Origin of the sequence: Ferrimonas balearica (assembly GCF_019802055.1) — a bacterium.
GTDB lineage: Bacteria > Pseudomonadota > Gammaproteobacteria > Enterobacterales > Shewanellaceae > Ferrimonas > Ferrimonas balearica_A.
This window is the reverse complement of record NZ_JAHVHW010000007.1, coordinates 347803-371726: the sequence shown is the minus strand read 5'-3', so window position 1 is coordinate 371726 and position 23924 is coordinate 347803. Positions and strand designations below refer to the sequence as shown.

Genomic DNA, 23924 nt, shown 5'->3' with positions numbered 1-23924 from the left:
CCATTCCCCTCTCTCAAATTGGCCGACATGGCGCCGTACATAACCCGGACTTAGTACCCCGTCTGACTTTTCAAATTTGAGATTGCTGCTGCTCAACAATGACCATCCCGGCTGGTCATAAGGAAAAAAAAACGCTGTGGAGAGGGAGGTTGAAGCGCCTGGCCCGAAACCGCCAGCGCTTGCTCGAGCGGCGCAAACGCAGGGACAGGGGGCGCACAACATCGCCCCCTTCGCATCGCAATAGGGTTCGTTACGCCCTACTCCACCTTTCGTGCCTGTTCATGCAGCCAGAGCTCAAGCACCGTATAACCGGAATCGGTGACCGCGTTGTAGTCTTCGGGAAGGGTCAGCGTGTGCCGGTTTTCCTCCACTTTGGGCCAACCGCCAGCGTTGATGTCACAAGGGATGTGGATGCGGAATCGGGCGTCGGTTCCAGGAACCGTTTGCCATGAGTCCACCAGGTTCAGGGTCAGCGTGTTCCCGCTGCAGCTTTGGCTTTTCACCTCCCGCTTCTGCCCTGCCCCGGTGCCCTCGTAGATCTCAACGGTCCGCCCTACATAGGCGGTTTTGCTGCTGTCGCAGTCAGGAATGCCACCTCTGACCTGACTCTCAGAAGCGCTGGAAACCTGAGCGGTAGGATAGAGAATGGTTTCGGAGCCGACGCAATTGATGATGCGTCCGCTGCGGTTAATCACTTCTGCCACAATGCGGGCGTCCACCTCATCACGTTGTGCCGGCCAGGCACCGGCATTGGCCAGCACGTAGTCCAGAGTCTGGCTGGCAGGCAGCACGGTCAGGCCCTCCAGCCACAGAGGCGGTTCATCAACACGGAATCCCATCCCCTCATTGGTATCCACCCGAACGCAGGGCCAGTCAGGATTTTTCCAGCCATCGCACAGGTTGTCCTCGATGTAGAGCCTGGAGCCTTCGCGCCTTTCCCCCACCACCACCCAGGCAGAATCCCGTCGCGTCTCGGAATTGGGGCCTGTCAGCCGCACATTGCCAGCCACCGTTGTGGTGCGGACTTTGCCATCGTGCGCCGAGTTATTGGAGAGCGGCGACAACCGCATCCCCACCTGGCGGGTATTGTAAGTGACGTTGTTAACCGTGATGGCCGCTGGCGTCGTTTCAAGGGGCGCCCGGTCGTCGTGGTGGGCAATCAGATTGCCTTTTATCAGCATGTTCTCAGCGGAGATCATCAACCCTTTGGAGTGTCCCCCCTTGGGATGCATGTTGTACCACAGCCCCTCACTGATGATGCTGTCGAGGATGGTGACGTTGCGGGCGGTGTCCTTAACGGTAAAGGTCTCATCCAGACCCCAACTGACGGAGATATGGTCAAAAATCACATTGATGGGCTGACGATCCGGATTGTCGGACTTTCCGATCACGTAGATGCCATCGCGGTCACCCGGTGTTCGCCCCTCAATGGCGTCGCCGGTGCGCACTTTGATGTGTTGGATCAGCACATCGTTGGCCTCGACCCGAAGAGAGACGCCTCTGAGCGTCACGCCGGGACTGGGCGCCGTCTGGCCTGCGATGGTGAGATATTCGTTATCGATGGAATAGGTGCCAAGACTGGTCATGTCGATGGTGCCACTGACCTCGAACACACAGACCCGGGGCCCGCTGGCATCGGTACATTGCTTCAGGCTCCCCTCACCGCTGGGATTCAGATTGGTGACCTTATACACCGTGGTTTCCGGCACCTCCAGGTTACGCCCGCTCCCTGCAGGGGTTCCCATGCCAAATCCCACAGCACAGGGCACGATGGGTAAGGTGCCATCGGGCATAGGGCCGCAATCGGGGTCAGGGTCTGGGTCTGGATCGGGGTCCGGGTCCGGGTCAGGATCGGGACCCGGATCAGGTTCAGGATCAGGATCAGGATCGGGTGGCGCCTCACTGCTGGACCGCTCACTGCAGGCGGTCACCGTCACTCCGCTGGCCAGGGTCAGCAACAACAGCAGCCACGATAAACTGGCGCGAATACCAGGAAGCAGCGAACGCCCACCCATACAACCTCCTCGGCACCGGCCTGTTGGGTCAAAAGGGCCATCTCCAGCACTAGGTATAGCAAACCCGTTTCCCAACTCTGAGGCACTGTGTTGGTCTGGCCCTTCTGGCGTCCCCGCTCAGATGAGGTGACGCTCATCACAAACTTCAAGTAAATCGCTCAAAAAACTCTCGCACCATTGCATTTGATACACAGTGTTGTATTTTACCCCAACAACACTACACCATGTAGTATTTTGTCACCTTCAATATGCGACACAACAAGGGGCGTACAACCCTAAAACACCCTGAGAGCCACAGTATGCAAACCCAGAGATACCTTACTGAAAAGCCAATCCGGAATGGTCGGATAATCCTTTTCCTGCTGGGCTCAGCCGGCGTCATGGCCGGCTGCACCACAACCCCTTACGCCCACTGCCAGAACGACAATATCGAAACCGTCCAGGATCTCGCCGACCGGGACCAGTGCATTGAGCGAACCAGGACAACCGGACACATCCTGTTCGGTGTACTCGACATTCTGGCTGGTGACTATGACTGAACCGATGGGTCGGAGTCGCCCGCTCACCTTGCTCCGATAACGGAACCAGAATCGGAGCTTCTGCCCCCTTATCGGGACAGGAGTCACAACGGCAGGGAAGCAAAATGGACCGACCAAAGACGGACACACAACCATGAAAAAAATACTGACCGCCTTCGTATTCGCCATCCTGATCACCGGCTGTTCCGATAACGATTCGCCCCCGTTGGCAGGAACTCCTGAGCAACCGATACTTCCTGGCATCAGCCACCCCATCATCCCGGATGCCCCCAATGGAGGGTGTGAGTTTGGCCCCCAGGCAGTGTGTGACTGGGCCGAACGACACGGCGTGCCGGACACTGTGCTGGCTCGAGCGTGCAGTTCAAAGGTGAACCAACCCACGATCGACTGCACCGCCATAGAGGAAGACGACACGCTGGTTGTTTCGCAGGGGCCCCGGACTATGACAGCCGGTACTTACACCCTCTCTGCACAATTCACGGTGCATAACATGACGCTCATCCAAAACTGGAGGCCAAGAGGCCAGGAAGAACAGATCCCCTGTGCCTCCATCAACGACGCCAGAACGGTGGTGAAGGTCGTCGGTCGCGTACCGTTGCGCCTGCACCGCGATGATTTAGGCGAATGTGCCGACCACGATTTAGGTGGGCTGTACTTCGTAGACCGCAACGCCCAAACCTGGCTCCCCGGCCTGCGTCCGGAGCAAATTGACCGACTGGACGGTGTCCATTGGGTGATTGATTCTGTTGGAGGCTCCTACAGCAGAACCGCCGACAACCGCGAGTTATACAAACGCATCAAGCCTCTGTCTGAGTGGCTGTTCCCTCACTGAGAGGGGACAAACGCCCTTATCCTCCCGAGGGAGTGCTGCCGATACCATGAGTCACAGAACCGATGCCTCGGACGCCCAGGGATGGGTCCTCTCTGAGGCTTTGTGTAAAATGCTCGGCTAATCGTTCACTGGGAACCAGGCTGATGAGTAACAAACGAGGCAGACCGCCGACCTATGGCGACACCGAAGCCGCTCAATTGATTCGCATGATCCGGGAAGCTGGCGAACTGGACTCGAACACCCTGGCCGACCTTATGATGACCACCCCGGAAAGTGTCCGGCGCTGGCAGCGTGGGCAGGTTAACGCCAAAGGCACCCAACTCGCCGCCCTTCGGGCAATCGCATCCGGGATAAAGCAGGATTGGCACAACGTCCGTTTGCTGGCCGAATTCAACAAGGCGCACCCCGAGCCAATGGCCGGTGAAGAGGCGATCGAAGCGATAAACGCCCACATCGAACGCCTTCGGAAATAGCGATTCGCTAGTCTCTCGACCTTTTCGAGAGAGGGCCGCTCACTCCCCTATCGAAAACTCATAGCGGTGCAGCCCCACCGACGCTTCAAGCAGCAACCCGCCCCGCAGTTGGCTGAATACGGCCACGTCGGGGTTGTAACCGGGATTGGTTGCACCGCCTGCAGTGATCAGTGCCGCATGGGCCTGACCCGCAAACTCATTACTTGCCCGCCCCATCGCTTCAAAGGCAGCATCGGTTTTGAAAAACAGGATCTGTCGGTACCGCTGTCCACCCACGTTGGCACCAACGCTGACCTGCCACATCCGTGCCACCCCCACGGCCCGGTTATCCCGATAGATGGTGCCCAACGCGTAACCTCCGCCAAAGCCCATGCCCGCTCGCCAGGCGCTGGGAAACACCACCACCACACTGGCTTCATCGAAAAAGCGGTTCAGTCGCTCTTCGGTCTGGAATCTGTCCAGTGCCGTCTGGCTGTCCACCAAGGCAGCGGCATCAGGAGTTGGACTCAAACTGCAGCCGCCGAGCGCCAGCAGCAACAAAATGGGGATCAGAGTTTGCATTCTACGTGTCCTGTCAGCACGTCTGAGCCGCCAGACACGTTGCCGAGGATGTCAGCATTGGCGAAGATCCCAGAACGGTGAACGATGGTGAGGCCGATGTAGCAGTCCTCGCTGCCAAGGTTGCCCAGCAGCAGGTTAGTGGGGAAATCGACGGTGGCTTCCAGGTAGTTGAGGAAATGGGCGGTATCCCGGCCCCTTTTGGCCTGCTTCACCTGTTCAACGATGGGCACCTTATCGGCGTAGGAGAAACCAAAGCCGAAGCCATAGCGGAACCACTCCTGTTCGCTCCAGGGGCTGTAGCCGGTTCCCATCAACATGACGTACGCCACGTACTCGAAAAAGTCGTCCTGATAGTCGTTCTCCAACCGGCGGTTAAGAGAGAACCGGCCCCAGGCATCAAGCTTCTCACCATCATCCAGCAGCCGGGACACCGTCAGCCCCACCAGGTAAGTTTCCACATCCTCGCTGGCCGCAATGGCGCCCCGGTGAACCTTATGGAAGGTCTCCTCGGCGGTGTACCCCCCGGTGACACGCAAACTCCACTCCCCACTGCGCTCCGACCCCACCTGACTTTGCTGAAGATCCCCAAAGTAGTAGGTGGCGCCCACCAGTCCGGTGAGCAGGTGGTCACGCTCCACCATGGGGCTCGCCTGGGCCGCATCCGGCACCGTTTCCCAGGCCAGGTTGGCATAGAGGTGCCAGCCAGCGCTGAGTTGGAAGCTGCTGTTAACCCCAACACGCCAGAAGTCATCACCACTGGTCACGGTGTACTCGGGGAAAGGAGGCAATCCGGGTTCGATAGGGGGCGTCGGGATCTCACTGGGTACCGAGTAGTAGTAATTCAGCAGGTCTTCGGTTTGATAGAGGTAGCTGACGTAGGGCGTAATGCGCCACCGACCGGGATCGAATTGATAGAGGTAAGTGGCCTCAAACTCTCCGCCCTGATGACGGTCGAGCAGATCCCACAGCGCCCCAAGCCTGAGATGGCCAAAACCGCTTTTTATCGTGGCTTCCAGGCCGCCATCCACGGACTGACGACGGGGCTCAAGGCCCAGATAGGCGGGATCAGCCTCCGGCTCCAATCGGTCAAAACGATAGCGGCCAATAAGGTCCAGCTTCAGCCAGTCATGGTTAATCAGGTGGATGCCGGCAGAGGTGCCGTGGGCAAAGAGGTACTTTCCTTCGTAGAGGTAGAGGGGGATGAGATCGGTGCCGTTGTCGTTATTGACGCTGGCGACATTGTCGATGCCCTGATAGGGGGACTCGCCAAATCGAAATCCAAACCCGAGCCCCACTGTGCCCGGCGGTGCCTCCGCCATCGGGGTTTCCGTTACCAGGGAAGCCGCCGAGACAAGCGGCGCCGATACCCCAAACAACAGCCCCGCTCCGATCCGTCGCACTCTGTCCATACCCGCCCCGAAATGGCTCGCATCTGGCTGTAATTATGGACAGAAATCGGGAAAGTGCCGGACAAAGGGTAGGCTCACAGACGGCCTGGCAAGGCCAGCCCCAGCCTAGCCATTACCGTCCTCAGCGTTTATGGCAGCTTCACAGGCAGTATCGAGGGTCGGTCTCCATCCCAAATGAGGATTTTACTAGCGGTCAGCCATGCGATGCTGAATGAGAACAGCATGATGGCCTCACCCCAAAACACCGTGGTGTTGCCAACCAGCTTAACTCCGACAACCTCCAGGCCGATAAAAGCGGCCCCGACAACGATTCCCAGCATGCATATCTCATAGATATGGGCCCGGACTCGCGCAGTGAGATAGTGATCCCGATGATACTTATCAAAAGCCCGACGTCTGAAAATCAGGCATAGCCCAAAAAGACAGGCGAACACGATACCAGAAGCCAGGAGGTGAAAAGGCCGATTGGCATCAGAACAGGCAACATCCACCAAACAGGAAATGGTCGGCTCACCAATTTTTGAGCAAGATGTCGGAACAAAGGCAACCACAATGGCTGACACGCCACCGATTTTGGATAGCCAAAACTCTACGGCGTCCTCTCCCGATTTCCCTTGATAGGGAATCATCAGCAACCCGACGGACGCAAGACCGGCAACAAACACATCCCGGGATGCGGTGTGGTATGACGCGCTTATCGAGGTCAGGTCGTCGCAACCAATAGTCATGACTAATACGGGCAGAGCGAAGGCGACGACACCTATCATCAATCGCTGCAGTTGATAATTGAACGCATGTGGGCGAACGACTGTTGGGTTTGGCATAGCTCCCCCTTTCCATGTTGTGCCCAACACCGCTTGGACCCCAATGATTAACACCCGTCAAAGTTCGCTAAACGTAGCAATCAAATCCCTGGCTATCAAAGCATTAGGTATGGAGAGTCATCCTGAATACCCCTCACTTCCCCCTACACCTCAGAGCCTTACAATAAGACTCCCTTTTGGAGATGTTAAGTCCAGCTAGGGTAGGTTCTCCTGCCCCCATTCAAAACACTCCAATTCCGTTTTTCTGGTCAATCAACGATTCCCCAGGCTCAGCCCGCCAGCTTAACAATCACGAAATCTGCACGGGGCCAACATCATCCAAGTCGATTTTCGATTTGCAGCCAGTCTCTATTAGGGATTAACCAAGTCGTTTTTGGCGACCATAATCCTCCCCGAATTTACGAAATCGTTCGTGAAACCTGGAGGAAATGACCATGAAAAAAGCACGCTCTCTTAGTGTTCTGGGCACTGCTGTATCGCTGACTTTGGGCCTTGGTATTGCCGCTGGCGCAGTCGCAGACACCGCCAAGCCGGTGACCGTCGAGAACTTCACTGAGGTGGAGATGGATGCCCGTATCCATCGCTTCCTTGAAGCAGGCGGCATGAATCAGGGCCTGGTCTACGACGTGCCCACGCCCACCGACAACCAGCCGGTGCCGCGGATGAACCGCGATACCCTGTACGCTGGCATTCCGGTGGACACCAGTGAAGGCTTCACCATCACCATCCCGCAGCATTCAGAAGACCGCTATGTCTCGGTCTATCTGCTGGATAACAATCACAAAACCATCGGGATCCTGAAAGGCTCTGGCACCACCCACACCTTTGCCGAGCAGGCCGATACCCGCTGGATCGTGGCAATCCCTCGCATTCAGCTCTTCGACGCCAATAGCGAAGAAGATATTGCGATTGCCCGCGAAGTGCTTAGCGGCGTGAAGGTGGAATCCGGCAGTCAGGAGCCCAAGCCCATGGTGGATTGGGACTGGCAGGGCATGCTCGAGTTGCGCTCGGGCTATGAACAGGCGATGCGCGACACCATTACTCAGTACCCGAACGACTGGCAGGGTGCCCGCGGCGAAGTGGACCGCTACAAGGGCCACAACATGGCCGTTGCCACCTCCTGGGGCCTGTTCCCCAGTTCAGAGACGGTGTACATCGCTCAAGCCCCGGGCCTGAGTGCCGACCAGTGCTACAGCGCTCAGTATCAGGTACCTGAGCACGGCGCCTTCTGGTCCATCACCGTCTACAACGACCAGGGCTACATGTTCTCTGACAGCAACAACATCAACAGCGCCAGTGCCAAGATGGATGACGACGCCTCCTTCACCATGCACTACGGCAGCGTTGAGGCCTGTGGTGACGTCGAAAACCGCCTGGATACCACCGAAGGCTGGAACCTGTTGATGCGCGTTTACGAGCCAGCCCAATCCGTCATTGATGGCAAGTACAAGATGCCAACTCTCGGTTGAAGGTAAAGGTGGCAGCCACAAGCGGGGGGGAGCACTCCTCCCGCTTCTTTCACCCTTTATCCCTGGCGGCCTGACCATCGCTCGCCACTCTATTGCGACCGCAAATACGCCAATAACCTAATTGAGTCCGCCCGGCCAGGACGGACGATGAAACACTTGGAGAAACATTGTGAAAGTTCATAGTGACATCGACCTGGGCTGGGATCAGGTACCGGCTGTCCTGCCTATTTTGGATGCCAACGAGTTCATGTGGGTTCTGATCGCCGTCAGTGTCGGCATCCTTGGCTACGTTGCAGCCAAGCTTTGGAAACTGCACAGCCTGCCCAAGATGATCGCCAAAGAGCGCGGCATCAGCCAGGCCAAACTGGTGTTCTGGATGTGCATCTTTGGTTTGTTTTACAAGCCCCTGTGGATCGCCGCTGTGCTCTGTCTGGTCACCGACTGGACGGCGGTGCGTCATTGGTTAGGCCTGCCTCAACAAGCCGAAATCCCCCAGCCCCAAGAGGAGGCATAAAAATGAAAGAGCTGCTGATCCCCTACATTCTATTGTGCTGGCTGATGTTCAAATTTGGCATTGTGGCACGACGGCCCCGCAACTATTTCATTGCCACTCTGGGCGGCGTATTGCTGACAGCGGCACTGTTTTTTGGTCACCGACTCTGGTCACCGTCCGATCTGACGGACTCTACCCAGATCAAGGCCCCCCACTCGGTGCTGTCGCCGGCCATCGGACATCAGATCCAAAAGATCCATGTGGGCCACAACCAGGAGGTTAAAAAGGGCGAGATCCTTTATACCCTCGATGACACCGCGTCACAGGGACGGGTGGCCACCGCCGAGGCCAAACTGGCGGCCGCCAAGGCCTCCGTTGAGGCACGCACTGTGTCCAGAGATCAGGCACAGCGCCGGTTATCCGAACTGTTGTCGATGGAGCATCACGTCAGTCGAGGGGAGCTGCGCGACGCTCGCGAGCAATTCGCCATAGCCATCGCCGAACTGGCCGGGGCAGAGACCCAGGTCGCACACGCTGATGCCGAGCTTAGCGTCGCCCGCTTTGAACTGGAACAACTGACCATTCGCGCCCCGCACGACGGGATGATAACCCACGTGTATATCGCCGAGGGCTCACGTATTGGTGCGTTGCACCTTTGGGATACCTCGCGAAAGTTCGTGGAGATGCGCGTTCCGGATCAGGCTTACCGCAACCTCAGGCCCGGCCAATTTGCGGAGTTTTACGTCGACGCTTACCCCGGTGAAGTGTTCCGCGCCCGTGTGCATAGCATTGTTAAGGCCACGGGTGAGTCTCAAGGCAGCCTGCTACCTCAGGAGCAAGCAGTCCGGAATCACATCGCTCTGGGTTCGTTGGCGGTGGGTCGAACCGTCATTCTGGAGTTTGAAGCGCCGGAGGGCTACGACATGCCGATCGGTGCGACCGGTGGCGGCTGGATCAGCGCTGACAAGCCCCACAGTATTCTGGGCTTTATTGACATCATTGGTGGTGCAACGGTGCGGCTTCAAAGCATCAAAAGTTACCTCGGGGCGCTGTAAGCAGCACCTCTTGGGCCTTACCTGTGAACACAGTTGAGGCGCAACTGAATGCCCCCCTGGCACTGATACCGGGTTGGGGTGTTCCGGGCAGCTAAGCGGGTTCAAGACGATGAATGGGCCGCAGGTTGCACACGCTTACCCGGTTATGGAATGTTTGCTATTCTGGCCCCTACGAGGTCGCCCCCCCAAGGTCGGCCTCAAGCCCCAGGAGAGCCAGAACCGGATGGACAATTTAGACTTTCGCTCAATTAAGGTGTTGCTGAACCTCTACAAGACTCGCAACACCTATGTCACCGCCGAGCAGTTGGATTTGTCGCAATCCGCCGTTGCCCGCATCCTGGCGAAATGCCGTCAGTCCTTTAATGAGCCGCTGTTCATTCGTACCGGCAACCAGCTTAGCCCCACGGCATTTACCGACGCCCTGGTGGAGATGTTGCCGGAGTTGCTCAATGGCATTGAAGAAGTTGTCGCGACCCGCAGCGAGTTTGATCCAAAGAAACTCTCAGGCCACTACCAGATATACCTAAATCGGCAAACCCAGCTGATCTATGGTGAGCGACTGTTCAAGATCCTGTCCCGTGAAGCGCCCAATGCTTCTTGGTATATCAAAGGCTGGGATCACACCTCCGTAGAGCAAATGCTGGATGACAGAGCGGTTATTGGGGTCAATTACTTCAGCCCTGCGCTGCCAAATTCGATCATTCAGGAAACACTGACTGATGACGAGTTGTGCATTCTGGCCCACGAAGATCATCCACTGCATGATTTGGAGCAGGTCAGCATTGACGACCTGCAACAGTACGAATTTGTCTCCTTAGCCATACCCTATATCGACGAAAGAAACCTCTACACCGATGCAATGCTTCAAGAGCTTGGTGTAAAGGCCAGAATTCAGCTTCAGACAGACAGCATTATGCTGGGTATTCAGGTCGCAGAGAACGACGGCTTACTCCTGCTCACTTCGGTACACGTCGCACGCTACCCCCACACGCACCTAAAGCCAATCAACTTCACTATTGACCCAAAATCCGCTCCGGATTCGAGAGTGGTGCTGTCTTATGCCCGTAAAAATCGCGACAAACCGCTGATCCGTTGGTTTAAAAAAGCGATCGCTGAAACCGCCTCTGACGCTTTCAAAATTAATTTCAAATGAGCTGAGCCGTCTGACCGGCCATGTCACCATGCCATGGGCTGCTGGGCTGTCCACCCGAGTCTGATGCCTGCCTCCTGTCTGGTGCTGTAAAGCATTGTCCGGGGCGGCTCCCCAATATCGGGCAATCACAGCGCTTCGCCAGGCTCTGCTGTTGAAGCTTCGGCGTACGCCTTATCGCTCTGGTTGCCACGCTGTTCAATACCAACAGCGGCTTGGCGCAACATCTCCCTTTCTTTTCTATTGGCCGCACCGCTGATGGTTTCGCCGCTTGCACCAAGAAATCGCTTCTAAATCCGCCTCGTAGCGGTATCGATTGATCCATCGGCAACCAAGTCGAATATAGACTTGGAGCTAGTCGATACAGTCCATTTCTCAAGTCGCCTTTCGAGTCAATAATGCTCCCGAATTCAGGAGATGACTCCCTAACTTTTTAAAGGTGAAATGATGAAAAAGTCCAATGTACTTGCTGCTCTGGGTATCGCTTCCACTCTGTTTGTCGGCGTTTCTTCCGCAGTCGTAGCCGAAGAGGTACACGATGCGGATCCCCGTAACACCGCCTGGCGTGGTGGTATTGCAACTGACCACCGCGGTGAAATCAAAGTGGTGGCCGGTGGCGGTTTTAACAACCTCTACGGCAACGGTGAATACGACACTCAAACCATCTTAATCGCCGAGTATTTTACCCAGTCCGAGGACTTCCGCTTCCGCCTGGCAAACTTTGACGAGCGCTTTGGTGGTGTTTATGCCGATGTGAACCTGACTGAGGTAATGGACTTCTACACCGCGGGTTACATGTTGCCACTGACGGCCACCAATGGGACTACCCTGTTCTTCCCCTCGGTGAACTATTCCTACGTAGACATCGATACCAACAAGATTTCAGGCATCATCAATAACCAGGTCCATGGTCAGATGGGCGATTACGCCACCGGAACCGGCCATAACGAGATGTCCATCAATGGCGGTACCGTTAAGCAGATGCTGGGGGGAGACTATGCACACATGGCATCCGTTAACTTGTACGGTCTGCATCCGTGGAATGATACCCACTACACCGTGTTTCAGGCCTTTGGTGGCTCCAGCTACGGCGGCGCGGATCTGTCCATGGTCGACTTGGTGCTGTTGCAGGGGACTCGCACCCAGATCGGCGATGCGGTGTTCAACATCTACCTTGAAGCCAAGTACACCAACCTGAAGGTGGATAACGTCAGTGACCTGCAAGGCAATATGGGCCACGTGCGCAGTGAAGACACCAAGATCTCCGTTGGCTTCGACTGGCGCTTCTGATCACCTGACCCCCATCAATGGCCAGCAAACGCTGGCCATTTTCTCATCCTGCCCAGGTCGAAGGGCACTTCGTAGCCTTTGGTCAACGGCAGGGGTGATAAACCGACAGGATTAAGAAACATGCAAAACTTGGATCTGCGTGCCATGAAGGTGCTGCTCAGCCTCTTTCAGACACGAAATACCTACAACACCGCCACACAGTTGAGTTTGTCGCAGTCAGCCGTCGCTCGAATATTAGCTAAGTGCCGAAATACCATGGACGATCCTCTGTTTGTGCGTCAGGCGAACACGTTGATGCCAACGCCCGTTATGCTGACTTTGGCGACGGAATTGCCGGCACTCATCGATCGATTTCAATACATCTTGGCCAGCCAAGAAGAGTTCAAACCGGCTAACCTGAACGGCAGCCTTTGCCTGTATATGAACAGTCAAATAGGCCTCGCCTTTGGTGAGCCACTGCTTGAAACCCTCTCCTCCCGCGCTCCTAAAGTGACCTGGGAACTGAAAGAGTGGGACGGACAAGCCATCGACAATCTGCTTGATGGCAGAGTGGTGATGGGCGTGCACTACTACCAGCCGGATCTACCGGCAGTAATCGCCCAAACGCGCCTGTTTCAGGATGAACTGGTGGTATTGGCAAACCGTTCGCATTACCTGCATGAGCAACAGCCCGTTGGTATCGAGCAGTTGGAGAGATCTGAATTTGTCGCTCTCTCCTCCCCCTGGCAAGGGCCAGAAACCCCTTTCTTCTGGTCGGGTTTCAGCCCACGAATTCGAATGAAGACGGACAGCATCACCCTGGCAATGCAGGTGGCCACGACCCAGCCACTGTTGCTGGCCAGTTCCGCAAAACTGATCGGCAACAGGCCCGAGGGCCTATCGCCCCTTAGCCTCGATCTGGCTGATGAACCACTTCCCATACTGGATGTTGTGTGCGCCAATCCCGCCGAGCAAGCAGAACATCCTCTGGTAATGTGGCTCAAATCCACCCTTTATGAGGTGGTGCAAGCACCCGAGCGCCGCCAGGCACCCGGCTTGAACAGAGTCATCCATGATACCTTTGGATGAGTTGGCCTGGTTTGAAACTTGTCGACGGTGTTGATTCGAAGCTCGAACTGCAGCACGCAGAATCCAGATTGACATCAATCCGTAAGTCCAAGCCGCACTCGTTTGCGGCTTTGGATCGTTATCGTGGTCAATTAATGAATCGGACACCCGTTCAGACCGGTTTGTCGCCTCAAGCTTTCATCCACAACGGGCACACGGACCACATTTCTCCACACCGCCCAGATTGAACACCATCCCGAAAAGTTTAAATAGACACCTAGTTTAAATGGACACCCACTTTATGAACTGCCCAAGATTCAAGTGGCTTAAGCCAGCGCTCTATCTTCAGTTGGTTAGTTGCGGGGGCCGGTTATCGAGGTGGTGTCCTGATTTAGGGACCAACCTTTCACATTTTCCTTCGAAAAGACAGCGCTAAGCCTGCATGGGCATGCTGTATTGCTCTTATTGGTGTGGGTCGTTGCTGTTAGGCGGCGAATAGACGGCGGGCGTTGGTCGAGCCTCGAATTCGAACGGCGTCCTGACTGCCGTGACAGTGCTGCAGGCTGGTCAACGTACCCGCCCGGCAGCCAAACTGGTACTCAAAGCCTTGAGTGAGCGTTATCCAATTGGGGAGGATAATACCGAGTCGGGTAAGGAGTTCAGGCGCAGAGTCTGCGATATGACCAGGTTTGTCGAGGCGCTGTGCCCGGCCGGTAAACTCGATAAGCTCCAGGTAGTCGTTTAAATGGCAAGGCAGGGCGTTCGCTGTGGGTTGTGACTGGGTACTAAAGCGCTTCAGCTCTACAGGTTGCTCACCTTTGAGTGCCGCCTGTATCCGCATCCGTATGCTGGTGTGGTGTGAGCCTTCCGGAGTCTTGGCGATATTGGCGCGGATTGGGTTGAGGTCCACATAGGCCATGCAACTGAGTAACGCTTGTTCATCCAATAACGCCTGAGATTTGAATCTCCCTTCCCAGAAACGCCCCGTGCAGCCATCTTCACGATTTGCCATGCGAGCTATCGGCTCGTTTAACGCCCGCATAAACCAACTGATGTCCATCAAGCGTTCGAGATATTGCTCTGCCAGGTCCTCGACGACATTCAACTCGGCTTCCGCCATCTGTTGGCGTTCCTCTTCCTGACAATACCGCTGCGTCAGCGCTGTGCCACCATACAGTCGGTGCCAGCGTTGAATTACTTCTGTGGTATCCCACTCTTCAACTTGCTCTGGCTCAATACACAGCACCACATGAGTGTGATTACTCATTACCGCAAAGGCGCACACGCTGATGGCAAACACCTCTGCCAGTTGCAGCAAGCGGTCTTCAACCCACTGGCGACGATGCTCGTAACTCTTGCCACTGTAGGGGTCTTGCCCACATAGAAAGCTACGCCTGACGCAGCGACTGACGCAGTGGTAGTAGCATGTGTCCTGCAAACTGACCTGCTGGCTTCTGGCCTTAGGCATCTCCCTGTCCTCAAGCACGACCCCTGTGCAGTAAGCCTAAGAGCCATAGCAATTAGCCGCTGTTAAATTTCCTAAAACCAACTAAATCATGGGTGTCTTATTAGTTTATCACCAAGGGCCAACCCACCGCGGTATAGGCGAAGCGATTGCTTCCATCTTCCGCATCTTCGGTTGACAGCAACCAACCCTGTGATGAGTAGGTACGGCTCATGGTCAGTCCGCCCACCTGGATCTCCGTTGTCAGTCCTTGGTAGCTGTACTCAGAAGTCAGCCCCCAGGGGGTGGTTCGGCTGGCCGGTCGACCCAGAGCATCAAACCCTGCCCATTGCATCGCCCCGTTATCTTCTCCGGGATAGTAAGGCTCAGACTCTGAGATCACCAAGCCTCGGGCGTTGTAGGCCTTATCCTGGTAGATGGGTGTACCATCGAACCCGACGGTGACGCTGCGCAAGGGACGTCCTAATACATCAAAGAAGGCTTTGGTGCTGGGTATCCCGGCCTGCCAGGTCTGCTGTGAATAGAGGGCGTGGGCAGGTGCATCGGGATCGCTACTAGCCAAGCGATAGCGGGTGTATTGAGCCGGTATGCCCGGTGCATCGAACTCGAGTGACGATTCAACCGTCAACACGTGGTTCATTTAGGAACTGACGAAGCGAAAGAGATGTTTGACCCGAGAATGGCCGAGATTGCGTCGATACATCTGCTGACGCCTTCAATGTAGGATTACTACACCAAAAAGTCGTCTATGCAGACTTATGGGTAAAACGACAGAGTTACATGGGGAGTTGGGTGGCACCCCAGCCGCATCCCGGCACATGCGTCCACCACCTTGGCTGCTCCCTTCCGGGCCTGACCAGATCGACGATTTAGCATTGCGAGAGGACCGGGGCACCATAGACAGGTGCGTCCGAAAACGCAGGGGCATTATCCCCATACGTTAGGGAGCATGCAAGGGAAGGCCGCCATAAAGGCGGCCTTAAGCGATCATTCGCACACTTTGTGTCCGATTACCAAAGCCACTGGCTCAGGGCAAACAGGACAACCACGCAGATCAGGTTCACCACCACACCGGTGCGCATCATGTCGCTCTGCTTGATGTGGCCAGAACCGTACATGATGGCGTTCGGCGGCGTCGCCACCGGCAGCATAAAGGCACAGGATGCGGAGATACCAATCAGTACCGCCAGAATCACCGGCGAAACGCCCAGCACTTCGGCGATGGAGGCAAACACCGGCACCAGCAGTGCGGCACTGGCGGTGTTGCTGGCGAACTCGGTCAGCATCACCACGAACAGAATGATCACCAGGGTAAGCAGCGCCATATGAGTGCTGCCAAAGATGTCGAAGATCTGGTTGGCCAGGAATACGCTGGTTCCGGTGGTTTTCAGCACGCCGGAGAGGGTCAGGCCGCCACCGAACAGCAACAGCACGCCCCAGTCGGTCTGACGTTCAATCTGGCTCCACTTGACCAGCCGCAGTGCGCCCAGTGCCACCACTGCGGAGAGGGCAACAAAGGTGTCAAATTTGGCGATGCCACCCAGTGCGGCAGAGAGCGGTTTGGAGAAGATCCAGCACGCAACGGTGACCAGGAATACCAGAAGCGTCATCTTGGCCTTGCCGGAAAGCTCAGGCTGTTCGGCATGGAACTCAAAGCGGTGGGACAGATCCGGCTTAATCAGCATGTGCATCGCCAGAATCACCAGAGGCCAGAGGATCGCCATGGCCACCAGGCCAAACTCCATCCACCCGGCAAAATCCAGCCCCACTTCTGCGGCGGCGATGGCATTCGGCGGGCTACCAACCAGCGTACCGATACCGCCGATGTTGGCGCTGTACGCACATCCCAGCAGCACATACACGTAGGTTCGGCGGTGTTCCTTGGGATCAAGCTGGCTCAGCATGCCCAGTGCCAGCGGCAGCATCATTGCTGCGGTGGCAGTGTTGCTGATCCACATGGAGAGCAGGCCGGTCACACCAAACAGCATCAGAGAGGCGTTAGCGAGTTTGCCGCCGGACAGGTTGATAACCTTGGAGGCCAACCGCTTATCGATGCCCTGTACGTGGAGCGCTGCCGCCATGGCAAAGCCACCAAAGAACAGAAAGATGATCGGGTTAGCAAAGTTGGACAGCGCCTTGGCGGTGTCGGTCAGGCCAAGGAAGATCGCCAGAACCGGCACCAGAATGGCGGTGATGGTGATGTGGATCGCCTGGGTCAACCACAGCACGGCGGTAAAGACCAGCAGGGCAAGCCCTTTGTTCACTTGCGGATCAAACGGCAAAAACTGAATCAATGCGATAAACAGCAGGATATCAGCGATAACCAGTATCGCCTTTGTATCCCACTTGGTACCACCTAAATTGGCGGCAGCCCCAAGAGTGGGCGTGCTGGGCTTTTGCATTGTCCTTCCCTCTAAATAGTTCTTTATTAGTCCTTTTTCTTTACTCGGCACGGAGTCCAAGCCGCGCCATTAAACCACACGGAATTCGGGGGTATAACTCTCCACCCCCTAGACTTTGGGCTAATGGACAACCCCCCGACTCCCGCCAAGTTACGGAATCTGAACTAGGATTGAGTCACGGCCATGAGGCCGTAAAAGCCGCAACGCTTCAGGATTAACAAGAACAACAAGGAGGTTATATGTGGAAAGCGTTGATTGTTGCCATCGCCTTTCTGATGGTCCCAACGGTTGCGTTGGCGGAGGAGGCAGTTTCCGAAGTTGAGATCGCCGTCACAGTCGACATCAACAACGCAGACGCCGAAACCCTGGCTGACGCTTTGGTAGGAGTTGGGCTGAAGAAGGCTCAAGCCATCATCTCCTACCGGGAGGAACATGGCCCATTTAGTACAAAGGAGGAACTCCTCAAGGTTCGTGGCATTGGAGAAGAGCTTCTCGCCAGGAACCAGGATCGCATTAAGTTGTAACGGTTCACTTGGGGTGAGTCTTTGCTCACCCCAAGCCAGTGGATGGCGTGTTCACTAAGGGACTCTAATAACCCCGATTGCAGACAGTCTAATCTGCACTGGAGACGTCGAATGAAGCCGCTCGTCCAGAAAGCCGTAATCCCTGTTGCCGGTCTCGGCACCCGAATGCTCCCTGCCACCAAAGCCATTCCCAAAGAGATGCTCCCCGTTGTTGATAAGCCCCTGATTCAGTATGTGGTTAACGAAACCATTGCAGCGGGCATCAAGGAAATTGTGCTGGTCACCCACGCCAGTAAAAACTCGATAGAGAACCACTTCGATACCTCGTTTGAGCTGGAAGCCACCCTTGAAAAGCGGGTGAAGCGGCAACTTCTGGAAGAGGTAAAGTCGATCTGCCCCAAAGACGTTACGGTGATGAGCGTGCGGCAACCTGAAGCCAGGGGGCTAGGCCATGCCATTCTCTGCGCCCGTCCACTGGTCGGCGATTCACCCTTTGCGGTGGTGCTGCCCGACGTGTTGCTGGATGACGCCAGTTGCGATCTGAGCCATGACAATCTGGCTGCCATGGTGAAGCAGTATGAGCGCACCAATGCCAGCCAGATCATGGTCGAGCCCGTACCGATGGAGCGCATCAGCAGTTATGGGGTCGTGGACATCAATGGCCACGGGATTGGTCCCGGTGACAGTGCGCCGATTCAAAGGATGGTAGAGAAGCCGGCGCCAGATGAAGCTCCCTCCAACCTCGCGGTGGTGGGCCGTTACATCCTTAGCAACGCCATCTGGCCGCTACTGGAACAAACGCTGCCGGGCGCCGGTGGGGAGATCCAACTGACCGACGCCATTGAGGCGCTGCTGATAACGGAATCGGTGCACGCTTTCGCCATGCAGGGCCGAAGCCACGATTGCGGCTGCAAGCTGGGTTACCTGCAAGCCAACATCGAATACGCGCTGCGCCACCCGGAACTGGGTGGTCCGTTACAAACCCACCTGAATCAACTGCTCAGCTGAACTTTCCAAAGCGCAAAATGGGGATCTGAATCATGATTTTGGTTCGGATCCCCACTCAAAATGCAGTAAAGTTGACTGACCTTGCGGTCGCCCTATTAAGGTAACGGTGGCATACCCCACCCGACTCCCCCAGGGCTAAGGCCAATTCATCGACTTACTACACAGACTGACCACTATGTTCGGAAAAAAAACGAAAACAAGCGGCTCCGGCCTGACCTACATCTCTGCGGATTGCCGACTGAAGGGCGACCTGGTTCTGGAGAGTGACTGCATGGTCGACGGTACTATCGAAGGCACCGTCACCGCCAAAGGCAGCGTGATCATTGAACAGCAGGGCCGTGTTGAGGGTGAGCTGGAAGCCACCGAAGTACGAGTGTCCGGCCACTTTAAGGGCAAACTGAAGTGCAGCAAGCTTTCCATTACCGCCAACGGCATGGTGGATGGCGAAGTTCTGTCTGAGAAGATTGAGATTTTCGAAGGCGGCCAGTTTATCGGTACCCGCCTGAAGGAAGAGGTTCTGCGCCTGGACAAGCCCAAAGCGGATGAAGTGAAAGCGGATGAGCCGAAACTCACTGAAGTGAAAAGCGCTTAATCAGCTACGCTGATCACATGGATGTGATCACCATTGCCCCCATCTCCCGCCGAAACCGCCTGACCCTTTCTCTGCTGTCAGGGGGGCTGGCCCTGATCTTTCTGATCGCCCTGTCCAAAGGGCTCTCTCTTATCTGGCTGCTGCCTTTGGCCCTGCTGACGGTGTTCACCACGGTACTGGCCATCGGCAAGCGGATTGAACCCGCCATTACCCTGCGACTGGATAGCCAAGGGCTGAACTACCATCATCGACGCGGTCACTATGAGGTGGACTGGGAGCAGATGCTCCGAATCGACCAGCCCCGCGTACCGGAGCACCCCGGTCAACCTCTGGATTACGTGGGCATCCGGCTGCGTGACCCAGCCCGCTTCTACCAGGCGATTGCCCCCAGGCTGGCACTGTCCCTGCTTCGCGAACAGCGCCCGTTAACAAGGTTGGCTCAACCCGAATGCAATAGTGGCCAGTGCGCGGATTTGCTGCCGGATGAGACCGCTCTACCAGAGAGCGGACTGACCGGCATCCGGGCCGCTTACGCCACCCATCAGATGATGCTGCGCCAGCAGCTGGGGTATGACCTCTACCTTCACCACAGCTGCCTGGATCGCAGTCCTCAGGAATTTATCGTTCTGGTTCGGGATTACCAGATGCGACAGCTGGGTCCTTCGGCGGGCTCCACCACAGCGACAACAGAATGATGCCGCCGCCCAGAGCGAGACGGACCAGATCAGCATCGCGCTGCCAAAGCAGCAGATTGACCAGTATCCCAGCAGGGATAAGCACATTGTTCATCACCGCCAGCCGCGCCGCAGAGACCCGGGTTGCCCCGAGGTTCCAGAGGAAATACCCCAACCCTGACGCCCCAAGTCCGAGCCACACCAGCACGCCCCATTGAAGTTGGGTTTGTGGCAAGCGCTCATGATTGCCGAACAGGGCCATCGCCACACTGGCCAGCAGCAGTGCACCCACGAAGAACCAACCAAACGCCTGATGCCGTGGCACGTCATGAGCCAGATTTCGATAGGCCACCTGACCGAAAGCGAAACAGAGATTGGCCCCCTGAACCAGCGCGAACCCCTGCCATAGCCCGGTTTCAAGGGGTTGATAGCGGATTACCGCCGCCCCCGCTACGGCGGCCAACGCCGGCCACAGGGCACGGGGACGAAAGCGCCCTGCCCTGGCGTCCTCCAGCACCAACACCCAGATGGGCGTCATGATGGTAAAGAGCAGCACCTCCGGCACTGAGAGGTAGGCAAACGCGTGGTAAAGCAGGGTAAACATCAGCCCCAACTGAACCGCTCCTATCGCCATCAGACGCAGCGCCAGTGAAGCGGAGACCCGCCGGGATAGGAAGGGAAGGAACAGCAGCGTGGCCAGCAGCATTCGCGACCACACCGCGAAGTACGCGTCCACCTTTCCAGCGATATAGACATCAATCAGGGAGAAGGAGAACGCCCAGATCAGCGTGACAATCCACAACAGTGGCATAAAAAGACTCTCAGGATTTGATCGCCAGCCAGAGCTGGCCAAGGTATTCGTGCAACGCCCGCTGACTGACCCACAAATTGCGGGCACTGAAGTACCAGGGGCGGGTGGGCTGAGCCATAAAGTCGGTAGGCGCCGGAGTGACATTCATCCCCTGTCTCTGGTAAAGCAGGAGCGCCCGATCCATATGACTGGCCGACGTAACCAGCACCGCAGGTGCCTGCCCCACCAGAGCCCCACTGAAACGAGCTTCCTGTTCCGTATCCCGAGCTTCGGGAAAGGTGTGGATACGCTCAGCGGGAACCCCAAGTTCCATCGCTGCCAACCGCATCATCTCGGCATGGGGAGCTGGATCCGCACCGCGAGAACCGGACACCACCAGAGTCGCTTCCGGGTTGTGTCGCCACACCCTCACCCCTTCAAGCAATCGAGCCAGCGCTGTGCCGGACAACTGTGCCGTCGCCGGACGTTCCGGATGGGAGGTGTGCGCGTTCCCCAGCACCAGTACAAACTCGACGGGTGCGCCGGGCTGCCAACTGGAATGGTGCGCCTCAAGAGCATTGGCCAACCCGGTACTGACTGGTGAGAAGGACAACAGCAGCAGATAAGCGGGACCCGCCACCATCAGCCCCAACGCCAGACGCGGCGCTCGTCGGCGCAGCATTACGCCAGCAAGCACCAACAAACAGGCCAAAGGCACTGGCAGAATCATTGCAGTTATGGCTTTTTTCAGCCAGAACCCCATCAGCGGCCCCACAACCAGGCGGCACCGCGAACGCCGGACGCGTCACCATGGTGATGCTTAAGAATCGGCGTAGCGCATTCGCCCCCAACGGTGTAACCGGGCAGGCGCTTCGGCAGCAGCTCATAGAGCCGTTCCACATTCGACAGCCCGCCACCCAGCACAATGCAATCCGGATCGAGCAGGTTGATCACATGAGCCAGAGCCCTTGTCAGTTGGCTCAGAAATGCCTCAAACACCTGTTCAGCCGAGGCTTCACCGGCATCCACCCGCTCCAGGATCTGGGCGCCCGCCAACGTCAAACCGGTATGTTCACGATACTGTCGGGCCAGATTGGTGCCGGAGATAAAGGTTTCGATGCAGCCACGACGACCACAGAAACAGTCCGGGCCAGGGAACTCCGCTTCCGTCATCCAGGGCAGTGGATTGTGCCCCCATTCGCCCGCGATGCCGTTGGGCCCCTCATGCACACGGCCATCGACGGCGATGCCTGCCCCACAACCGGTTCCGAGGATGATGCCGAAAACGGTGCGATAACCGACCGCCGCCCCATCTGTCGCTTCGGAGATGGCAAAGCAGTTGGCGTCATTAGCGGTACGAATGGGACGCCCCAGCAGCGCCCCCAAATCCTGCTCCAGCGGCTGGCCGTTCAGACATACCGAGTTGGCCCCTTTCACCCGCTGCGTCTGACGGGACACCACACCGGGGATCCCAACCCCAACGGTGCCCGACTCCCCCAGCTCGCTTTCGCAGCGCTGCACCAACCCGGCAATCGCCTCAATGGTGGCCCGGTAGCTGCCTGACGGCGTGGGAATGCGTTGCTGCCAGCGCACCTGGCCCTGGGGGTTCAGTGCAATCAGTTCAATCTTGGTGCCACCCAGGTCTACGCCCAGACGCAGCGGCGGCAGTGGAGTGCCAGTCATCAGAAGGCTTCCATTCTTATATTCGGTTTCCAATGAGCGAACCACATCCCGCTCAAAACGGCAAAAGGCCCGCACCGGGCGGGCCTTGTCATTATGGAACGCTTAGCGGGCGTCAGCAGCCTGCACGGCGTCCGCGATGCGTTGCGCCAGCGCGTCCACATCCAGGCTGCTGTCGCCTTCCACCATAACGCGGATCAGCGGCTCGGTACCGGACTTACGCAGCAGTACCCGGCCCTTGTCGCCCATCTCTGCTTCAACGGCCGCCACCGCATCCAGCACGCTGGCGTCTTCCAGAGGAGCACCCTGGCCACTAAAGCGCACATTCACCAGAACTTGCGGCAGCTTGGTCATGCCGGAGCGGGCCTCGGCCAGAGTCTGGTCCAGGTGCTTCAACGCGTTCAGCACCTGCAGCGCCGCGATGATGCCATCACCGGTGGTGTGGTGCTTGAGGCTCAGGATGTGGCCGGAGTTCTCACCGCCCAGCTTCCAGCCTTTCTCTTTCAGCAGTTCCACCACGTAGCGGTCACCCACTTTGGAGCGGGCGAAGGGGATCGCCAGCGCTTTCAGCGCCAGCTCGAGGCCTAGATTGGCCATCTGAGTACCCACGACACCGCCGTCCATCTGTCCGGTCGCATGCCAGTGCTTGGCGATGATGTAGAGAATTTCGTCACCATCCACCACGGCACCGGTGTGGTCCACCATCATCACCCGGTCACCGTCACCGTCCAGGGCAATGCCCATGTTCGCACCGGTTTCCAGCACCTTGGCCACCAGCGCATCCAGGTGGGTGGCGCCGCAGTGGTCGTTGATGTTGGTGCCGTTGGGCTTGTCGCCGATAACGGTCAGTTCCGCGCCCAGTTCGCGGAATACGGACGGGGCGATGTGGTAAGTGGCACCGTGCGCGCAGTCCAGCACGATGTGCAGACCTTCCAGGCTTGCCTGGTGGGAAAAAGTGCCCTTACAAAACTCGATGTAACGTCCGGCAGCGTCCTCAATACGACGCACTTTGCCCAGACGGGCGGATTCAACACACCCCATCGGGGCATCCAGGGCCGCTTCGATCGCCATCTCAATCTCATCCGTCAGCTTGGTGCCACTGTTGGAGAAGAACTTGATGCCGTTGTCATGATAGGGGTTGTGAGATGCGCTGATCACCACACCGGCATCGGCGCGGAAAGTCTGTGCCAGGTAGGCGATGGCAGGCGTCGGCAGCGGGCCGGTCAGGGCCACGTTCACGCCCGCTGCAATCAGGCCGGACTCCATGGCGGATTCCAGCAGGTAACCGGAGATACGGGTGTCTTTACCGATGATCACTTCCCGGGTGCCTTCAGCGGCCATCACCTGGCCAGCGGCGTAGCCCAGCTTCAGGGCAAAGTCGGGAGTAATGGGGAATTGACCGACCAGGCCACGCACCCCGTCGGTACCAAAATATTTTCGAGACATAACACAATCGGCGAGCCCGCTCAGGCCCGCGTCCATAGCTGCGGGATTTCGGCCCTAATCAGGGCAACTTGGTGCCATATTTTGCCACTAATCAGGGAGTGGAACAAAGCATCAAACCCGAATCCGGATCTGACGCTTCAGCCAATCTTAGTTGCGTCATTCTGATGGCAATGCTGAAACATCCGG

At 57.0% G+C, this 23924-nt stretch carries 24 protein-coding genes and 1 other RNA gene; 13 read left to right on the top strand and 12 right to left on the bottom strand.

Translation table 11 applies throughout. The features are described from left to right. Positions 1–257: 257 nt before the first annotated feature. Positions 258–2015, bottom strand: a complete 1758-nt coding sequence (locus KUV52_RS09320; protein WP_222525667.1) for a pectate lyase — start codon at positions 2013–2015, stop codon at positions 258–260. A gap of 299 nt (positions 2016–2314) precedes the next feature. Between KUV52_RS09320 and KUV52_RS09315 the strand changes: the two genes are divergently transcribed. From KUV52_RS09315 to KUV52_RS09305, 3 genes are all read left to right on the top strand, one after another. Then, complete coding sequence (locus KUV52_RS09315; RefSeq protein ID WP_222525666.1) at positions 2315–2554, top strand: hypothetical protein; 240 nt, start codon at positions 2315–2317, stop codon at positions 2552–2554. Between the two features lie 133 nt (positions 2555–2687). Further along, on the top strand, positions 2688–3386 hold the full coding sequence (locus KUV52_RS09310) for a hypothetical protein (RefSeq protein WP_222525665.1): 699 nt from the start codon (positions 2688–2690) through the stop codon (positions 3384–3386). 143 nt (positions 3387–3529) lie between these two features. After that, positions 3530–3859, top strand: a complete 330-nt coding sequence (locus tag KUV52_RS09305) for a hypothetical protein (protein WP_222525664.1) — start codon at positions 3530–3532, stop codon at positions 3857–3859. Between the two features lie 39 nt (positions 3860–3898). Here KUV52_RS09305 and KUV52_RS09300 read toward each other — a convergent pair whose 3' ends face one another. The 3 genes from KUV52_RS09300 to KUV52_RS09290 form a co-directional block, all read right to left on the bottom strand. Then, positions 3899–4420, bottom strand: a complete 522-nt coding sequence (locus KUV52_RS09300; RefSeq protein ID WP_222525663.1) for a hypothetical protein — start codon at positions 4418–4420, stop codon at positions 3899–3901. Continuing rightward, positions 4408–5739, bottom strand: a complete 1332-nt coding sequence (locus KUV52_RS09295) for a MipA/OmpV family protein (protein ID WP_222525662.1) — start codon at positions 5737–5739, stop codon at positions 4408–4410. The genes KUV52_RS09300 and KUV52_RS09295 overlap by 13 nt, the downstream gene beginning before the upstream one ends. 218 nt (positions 5740–5957) lie before the next feature. Further along, positions 5958–6653 carry a DUF998 domain-containing protein gene (locus KUV52_RS09290; protein ID WP_222525661.1) on the bottom strand — a complete coding sequence of 232 codons (696 nt, stop codon included), beginning with the start codon at positions 6651–6653 and terminating at the stop codon, positions 5958–5960. Positions 6654–7087: 434 nt separating this feature from the next. Between KUV52_RS09290 and KUV52_RS09285 the strand changes: the two genes are divergently transcribed. The 6 genes from KUV52_RS09285 to KUV52_RS09260 all read left to right on the top strand — a co-directional run bounded on the left by KUV52_RS09285 (position 7088) and on the right by KUV52_RS09260 (position 13178). Continuing rightward, the gene (locus KUV52_RS09285) at positions 7088–8122 is read left to right on the top strand and encodes a DUF1214 domain-containing protein (RefSeq protein ID WP_222205911.1); all 1035 of its coding nucleotides are present in this window, start codon (positions 7088–7090) and stop codon (positions 8120–8122) included. A 169-nt stretch (positions 8123–8291) separates the two neighbouring features. Next, entirely contained in the window at positions 8292–8636 is a 345-nt protein-coding gene (locus KUV52_RS09280) for an Mg2+ and Co2+ transporter (protein ID WP_222205914.1), read from the top strand. A gap of 2 nt (positions 8637–8638) precedes the next feature. Continuing rightward, the gene (locus tag KUV52_RS09275; RefSeq protein WP_222205917.1) at positions 8639–9670 is read left to right on the top strand and encodes an HlyD family secretion protein; all 1032 of its coding nucleotides are present in this window, start codon (positions 8639–8641) and stop codon (positions 9668–9670) included. A 223-nt stretch (positions 9671–9893) separates the two neighbouring features. Further along, positions 9894–10823, top strand: a complete 930-nt coding sequence (locus KUV52_RS09270) for a LysR family transcriptional regulator (RefSeq protein WP_222525660.1) — start codon at positions 9894–9896, stop codon at positions 10821–10823. A 444-nt stretch (positions 10824–11267) separates the two neighbouring features. After that, positions 11268–12110, top strand: coding sequence for a hypothetical protein (locus KUV52_RS09265; RefSeq protein ID WP_222525659.1), 843 nt, complete (start codon positions 11268–11270; stop codon positions 12108–12110). A gap of 120 nt (positions 12111–12230) precedes the next feature. After that, positions 12231–13178 (top strand): LysR family transcriptional regulator, encoded by a 948-nt coding sequence (locus KUV52_RS09260; RefSeq protein ID WP_222525658.1) that lies wholly within the window; start codon positions 12231–12233, stop codon positions 13176–13178. Positions 13179–13641: 463 nt separating this feature from the next. Here the strand turns inward: KUV52_RS09260 and KUV52_RS09255 are convergent, their stop codons facing one another. From KUV52_RS09255 to KUV52_RS09240, 4 genes are all read right to left on the bottom strand, one after another. After that, positions 13642–14625 (bottom strand): transposase, encoded by a 984-nt coding sequence (locus KUV52_RS09255; RefSeq protein ID WP_222525657.1) that lies wholly within the window; start codon positions 14623–14625, stop codon positions 13642–13644. Positions 14626–14725: 100 nt separating this feature from the next. Continuing rightward, positions 14726–15262, bottom strand: coding sequence for a hypothetical protein (locus KUV52_RS09250; RefSeq protein ID WP_222525656.1), 537 nt, complete (start codon positions 15260–15262; stop codon positions 14726–14728). A gap of 155 nt (positions 15263–15417) precedes the next feature. Then, an RNA gene (gene ffs, locus KUV52_RS09245) (signal recognition particle sRNA small type) lies at positions 15418–15514 on the bottom strand. Positions 15515–15632: 118 nt separating this feature from the next. Continuing rightward, on the bottom strand, positions 15633–17024 hold the full coding sequence (locus KUV52_RS09240; protein ID WP_222525655.1) for an SLC13 family permease: 1392 nt from the start codon (positions 17022–17024) through the stop codon (positions 15633–15635). A gap of 239 nt (positions 17025–17263) precedes the next feature. Here KUV52_RS09240 and KUV52_RS09235 point away from each other — a divergent pair, with 239 nt between their 5' ends. The 4 genes from KUV52_RS09235 to KUV52_RS09220 all read left to right on the top strand — a co-directional run bounded on the left by KUV52_RS09235 (position 17264) and on the right by KUV52_RS09220 (position 19843). Beyond that, positions 17264–17548 (top strand): ComEA family DNA-binding protein, encoded by a 285-nt coding sequence (locus KUV52_RS09235; protein WP_222525654.1) that lies wholly within the window; start codon positions 17264–17266, stop codon positions 17546–17548. Between the two features lie 111 nt (positions 17549–17659). Continuing rightward, positions 17660–18556 (top strand): UTP--glucose-1-phosphate uridylyltransferase GalU, encoded by an 897-nt coding sequence (gene galU / locus KUV52_RS09230; RefSeq protein ID WP_222525653.1) that lies wholly within the window; start codon positions 17660–17662, stop codon positions 18554–18556. Positions 18557–18731: 175 nt separating this feature from the next. Further along, positions 18732–19148, top strand: coding sequence for a polymer-forming cytoskeletal protein (locus tag KUV52_RS09225; protein ID WP_222525652.1), 417 nt, complete (start codon positions 18732–18734; stop codon positions 19146–19148). Between the two features lie 17 nt (positions 19149–19165). Next, on the top strand, positions 19166–19843 hold the full coding sequence (locus KUV52_RS09220; RefSeq protein ID WP_222525651.1) for a DUF2982 domain-containing protein: 678 nt from the start codon (positions 19166–19168) through the stop codon (positions 19841–19843). On the opposite strand, the gene KUV52_RS09215 is transcribed toward KUV52_RS09220, so the two are convergent. The 4 genes from KUV52_RS09215 to glmM all read right to left on the bottom strand — a co-directional run bounded on the left by KUV52_RS09215 (position 19767) and on the right by glmM (position 23738). Further along, on the bottom strand, positions 19767–20633 hold the full coding sequence (locus KUV52_RS09215; RefSeq protein WP_222525650.1) for an EamA family transporter: 867 nt from the start codon (positions 20631–20633) through the stop codon (positions 19767–19769). The genes KUV52_RS09220 and KUV52_RS09215 overlap by 77 nt on opposite strands. 10 nt (positions 20634–20643) lie before the next feature. Continuing rightward, positions 20644–21294 carry an ElyC/SanA/YdcF family protein gene (locus tag KUV52_RS09210; protein WP_222525649.1) on the bottom strand — a complete coding sequence of 217 codons (651 nt, stop codon included), beginning with the start codon at positions 21292–21294 and terminating at the stop codon, positions 20644–20646. Between the two features lie 80 nt (positions 21295–21374). Beyond that, the gene (gene mak, locus KUV52_RS09205) at positions 21375–22295 is read right to left on the bottom strand and encodes a fructokinase (protein ID WP_222525648.1); all 921 of its coding nucleotides are present in this window, start codon (positions 22293–22295) and stop codon (positions 21375–21377) included. 102 nt (positions 22296–22397) lie between these two features. Next, a complete protein-coding gene (glmM, locus tag KUV52_RS09200; protein WP_222525647.1) occupies positions 22398–23738 on the bottom strand; it encodes a phosphoglucosamine mutase in 1341 nt (446 codons plus the stop codon). Positions 23739–23924 lie beyond the last annotated feature (186 nt).

Excerpts from the sequence above, each read along its gene's own strand:
- KUV52_RS09315 (WP_222525666.1), top strand. The coding sequence starts at position 2,315 with ATGCAAACCCAGAGATACCTTACTGAAAAGCCAATCCGGAATGGTCGG.
- mak (WP_222525648.1), bottom strand. The coding sequence starts at position 22,295 with ATGACTGGCACTCCACTGCCGCCGCTGCGTCTGGGCGTAGACCTGGGT.
- KUV52_RS09255 (WP_222525657.1), bottom strand. The coding sequence starts at position 14,625 with ATGCCTAAGGCCAGAAGCCAGCAGGTCAGTTTGCAGGACACATGCTAC.
- KUV52_RS09300 (WP_222525663.1), bottom strand. The coding sequence starts at position 4,420 with ATGCAAACTCTGATCCCCATTTTGTTGCTGCTGGCGCTCGGCGGCTGC.
- KUV52_RS09290 (WP_222525661.1), bottom strand. The coding sequence starts at position 6,653 with ATGCCAAACCCAACAGTCGTTCGCCCACATGCGTTCAATTATCAACTG.
- KUV52_RS09250 (WP_222525656.1), bottom strand. The coding sequence starts at position 15,262 with ATGAACCACGTGTTGACGGTTGAATCGTCACTCGAGTTCGATGCACCG.
- glmM (WP_222525647.1), bottom strand. The coding sequence starts at position 23,738 with ATGTCTCGAAAATATTTTGGTACCGACGGGGTGCGTGGCCTGGTCGGT.
- KUV52_RS09220 (WP_222525651.1), top strand. The coding sequence starts at position 19,166 with ATGGATGTGATCACCATTGCCCCCATCTCCCGCCGAAACCGCCTGACC.
- KUV52_RS09310 (WP_222525665.1), top strand. The coding sequence starts at position 2,688 with ATGAAAAAAATACTGACCGCCTTCGTATTCGCCATCCTGATCACCGGC.
- KUV52_RS09240 (WP_222525655.1), bottom strand. The coding sequence starts at position 17,024 with ATGCAAAAGCCCAGCACGCCCACTCTTGGGGCTGCCGCCAATTTAGGT.
- galU (WP_222525653.1), top strand. The coding sequence starts at position 17,660 with ATGAAGCCGCTCGTCCAGAAAGCCGTAATCCCTGTTGCCGGTCTCGGC.
- KUV52_RS09235 (WP_222525654.1), top strand. The coding sequence starts at position 17,264 with ATGTGGAAAGCGTTGATTGTTGCCATCGCCTTTCTGATGGTCCCAACG.
- KUV52_RS09305 (WP_222525664.1), top strand. The coding sequence starts at position 3,530 with ATGAGTAACAAACGAGGCAGACCGCCGACCTATGGCGACACCGAAGCC.
- KUV52_RS09295 (WP_222525662.1), bottom strand. The coding sequence starts at position 5,739 with ATGGCGGAGGCACCGCCGGGCACAGTGGGGCTCGGGTTTGGATTTCGA.
- KUV52_RS09225 (WP_222525652.1), top strand. The coding sequence starts at position 18,732 with ATGTTCGGAAAAAAAACGAAAACAAGCGGCTCCGGCCTGACCTACATC.
- KUV52_RS09285 (WP_222205911.1), top strand. The coding sequence starts at position 7,088 with ATGAAAAAAGCACGCTCTCTTAGTGTTCTGGGCACTGCTGTATCGCTG.
- KUV52_RS09275 (WP_222205917.1), top strand. The coding sequence starts at position 8,639 with ATGAAAGAGCTGCTGATCCCCTACATTCTATTGTGCTGGCTGATGTTC.
- KUV52_RS09320 (WP_222525667.1), bottom strand. The coding sequence starts at position 2,015 with ATGGGTGGGCGTTCGCTGCTTCCTGGTATTCGCGCCAGTTTATCGTGG.
- KUV52_RS09215 (WP_222525650.1), bottom strand. The coding sequence starts at position 20,633 with ATGCCACTGTTGTGGATTGTCACGCTGATCTGGGCGTTCTCCTTCTCC.
- KUV52_RS09270 (WP_222525660.1), top strand. The coding sequence starts at position 9,894 with ATGGACAATTTAGACTTTCGCTCAATTAAGGTGTTGCTGAACCTCTAC.
- KUV52_RS09260 (WP_222525658.1), top strand. The coding sequence starts at position 12,231 with ATGCAAAACTTGGATCTGCGTGCCATGAAGGTGCTGCTCAGCCTCTTT.
- KUV52_RS09210 (WP_222525649.1), bottom strand. The coding sequence starts at position 21,294 with ATGCTGCGCCGACGAGCGCCGCGTCTGGCGTTGGGGCTGATGGTGGCG.
- KUV52_RS09265 (WP_222525659.1), top strand. The coding sequence starts at position 11,268 with ATGAAAAAGTCCAATGTACTTGCTGCTCTGGGTATCGCTTCCACTCTG.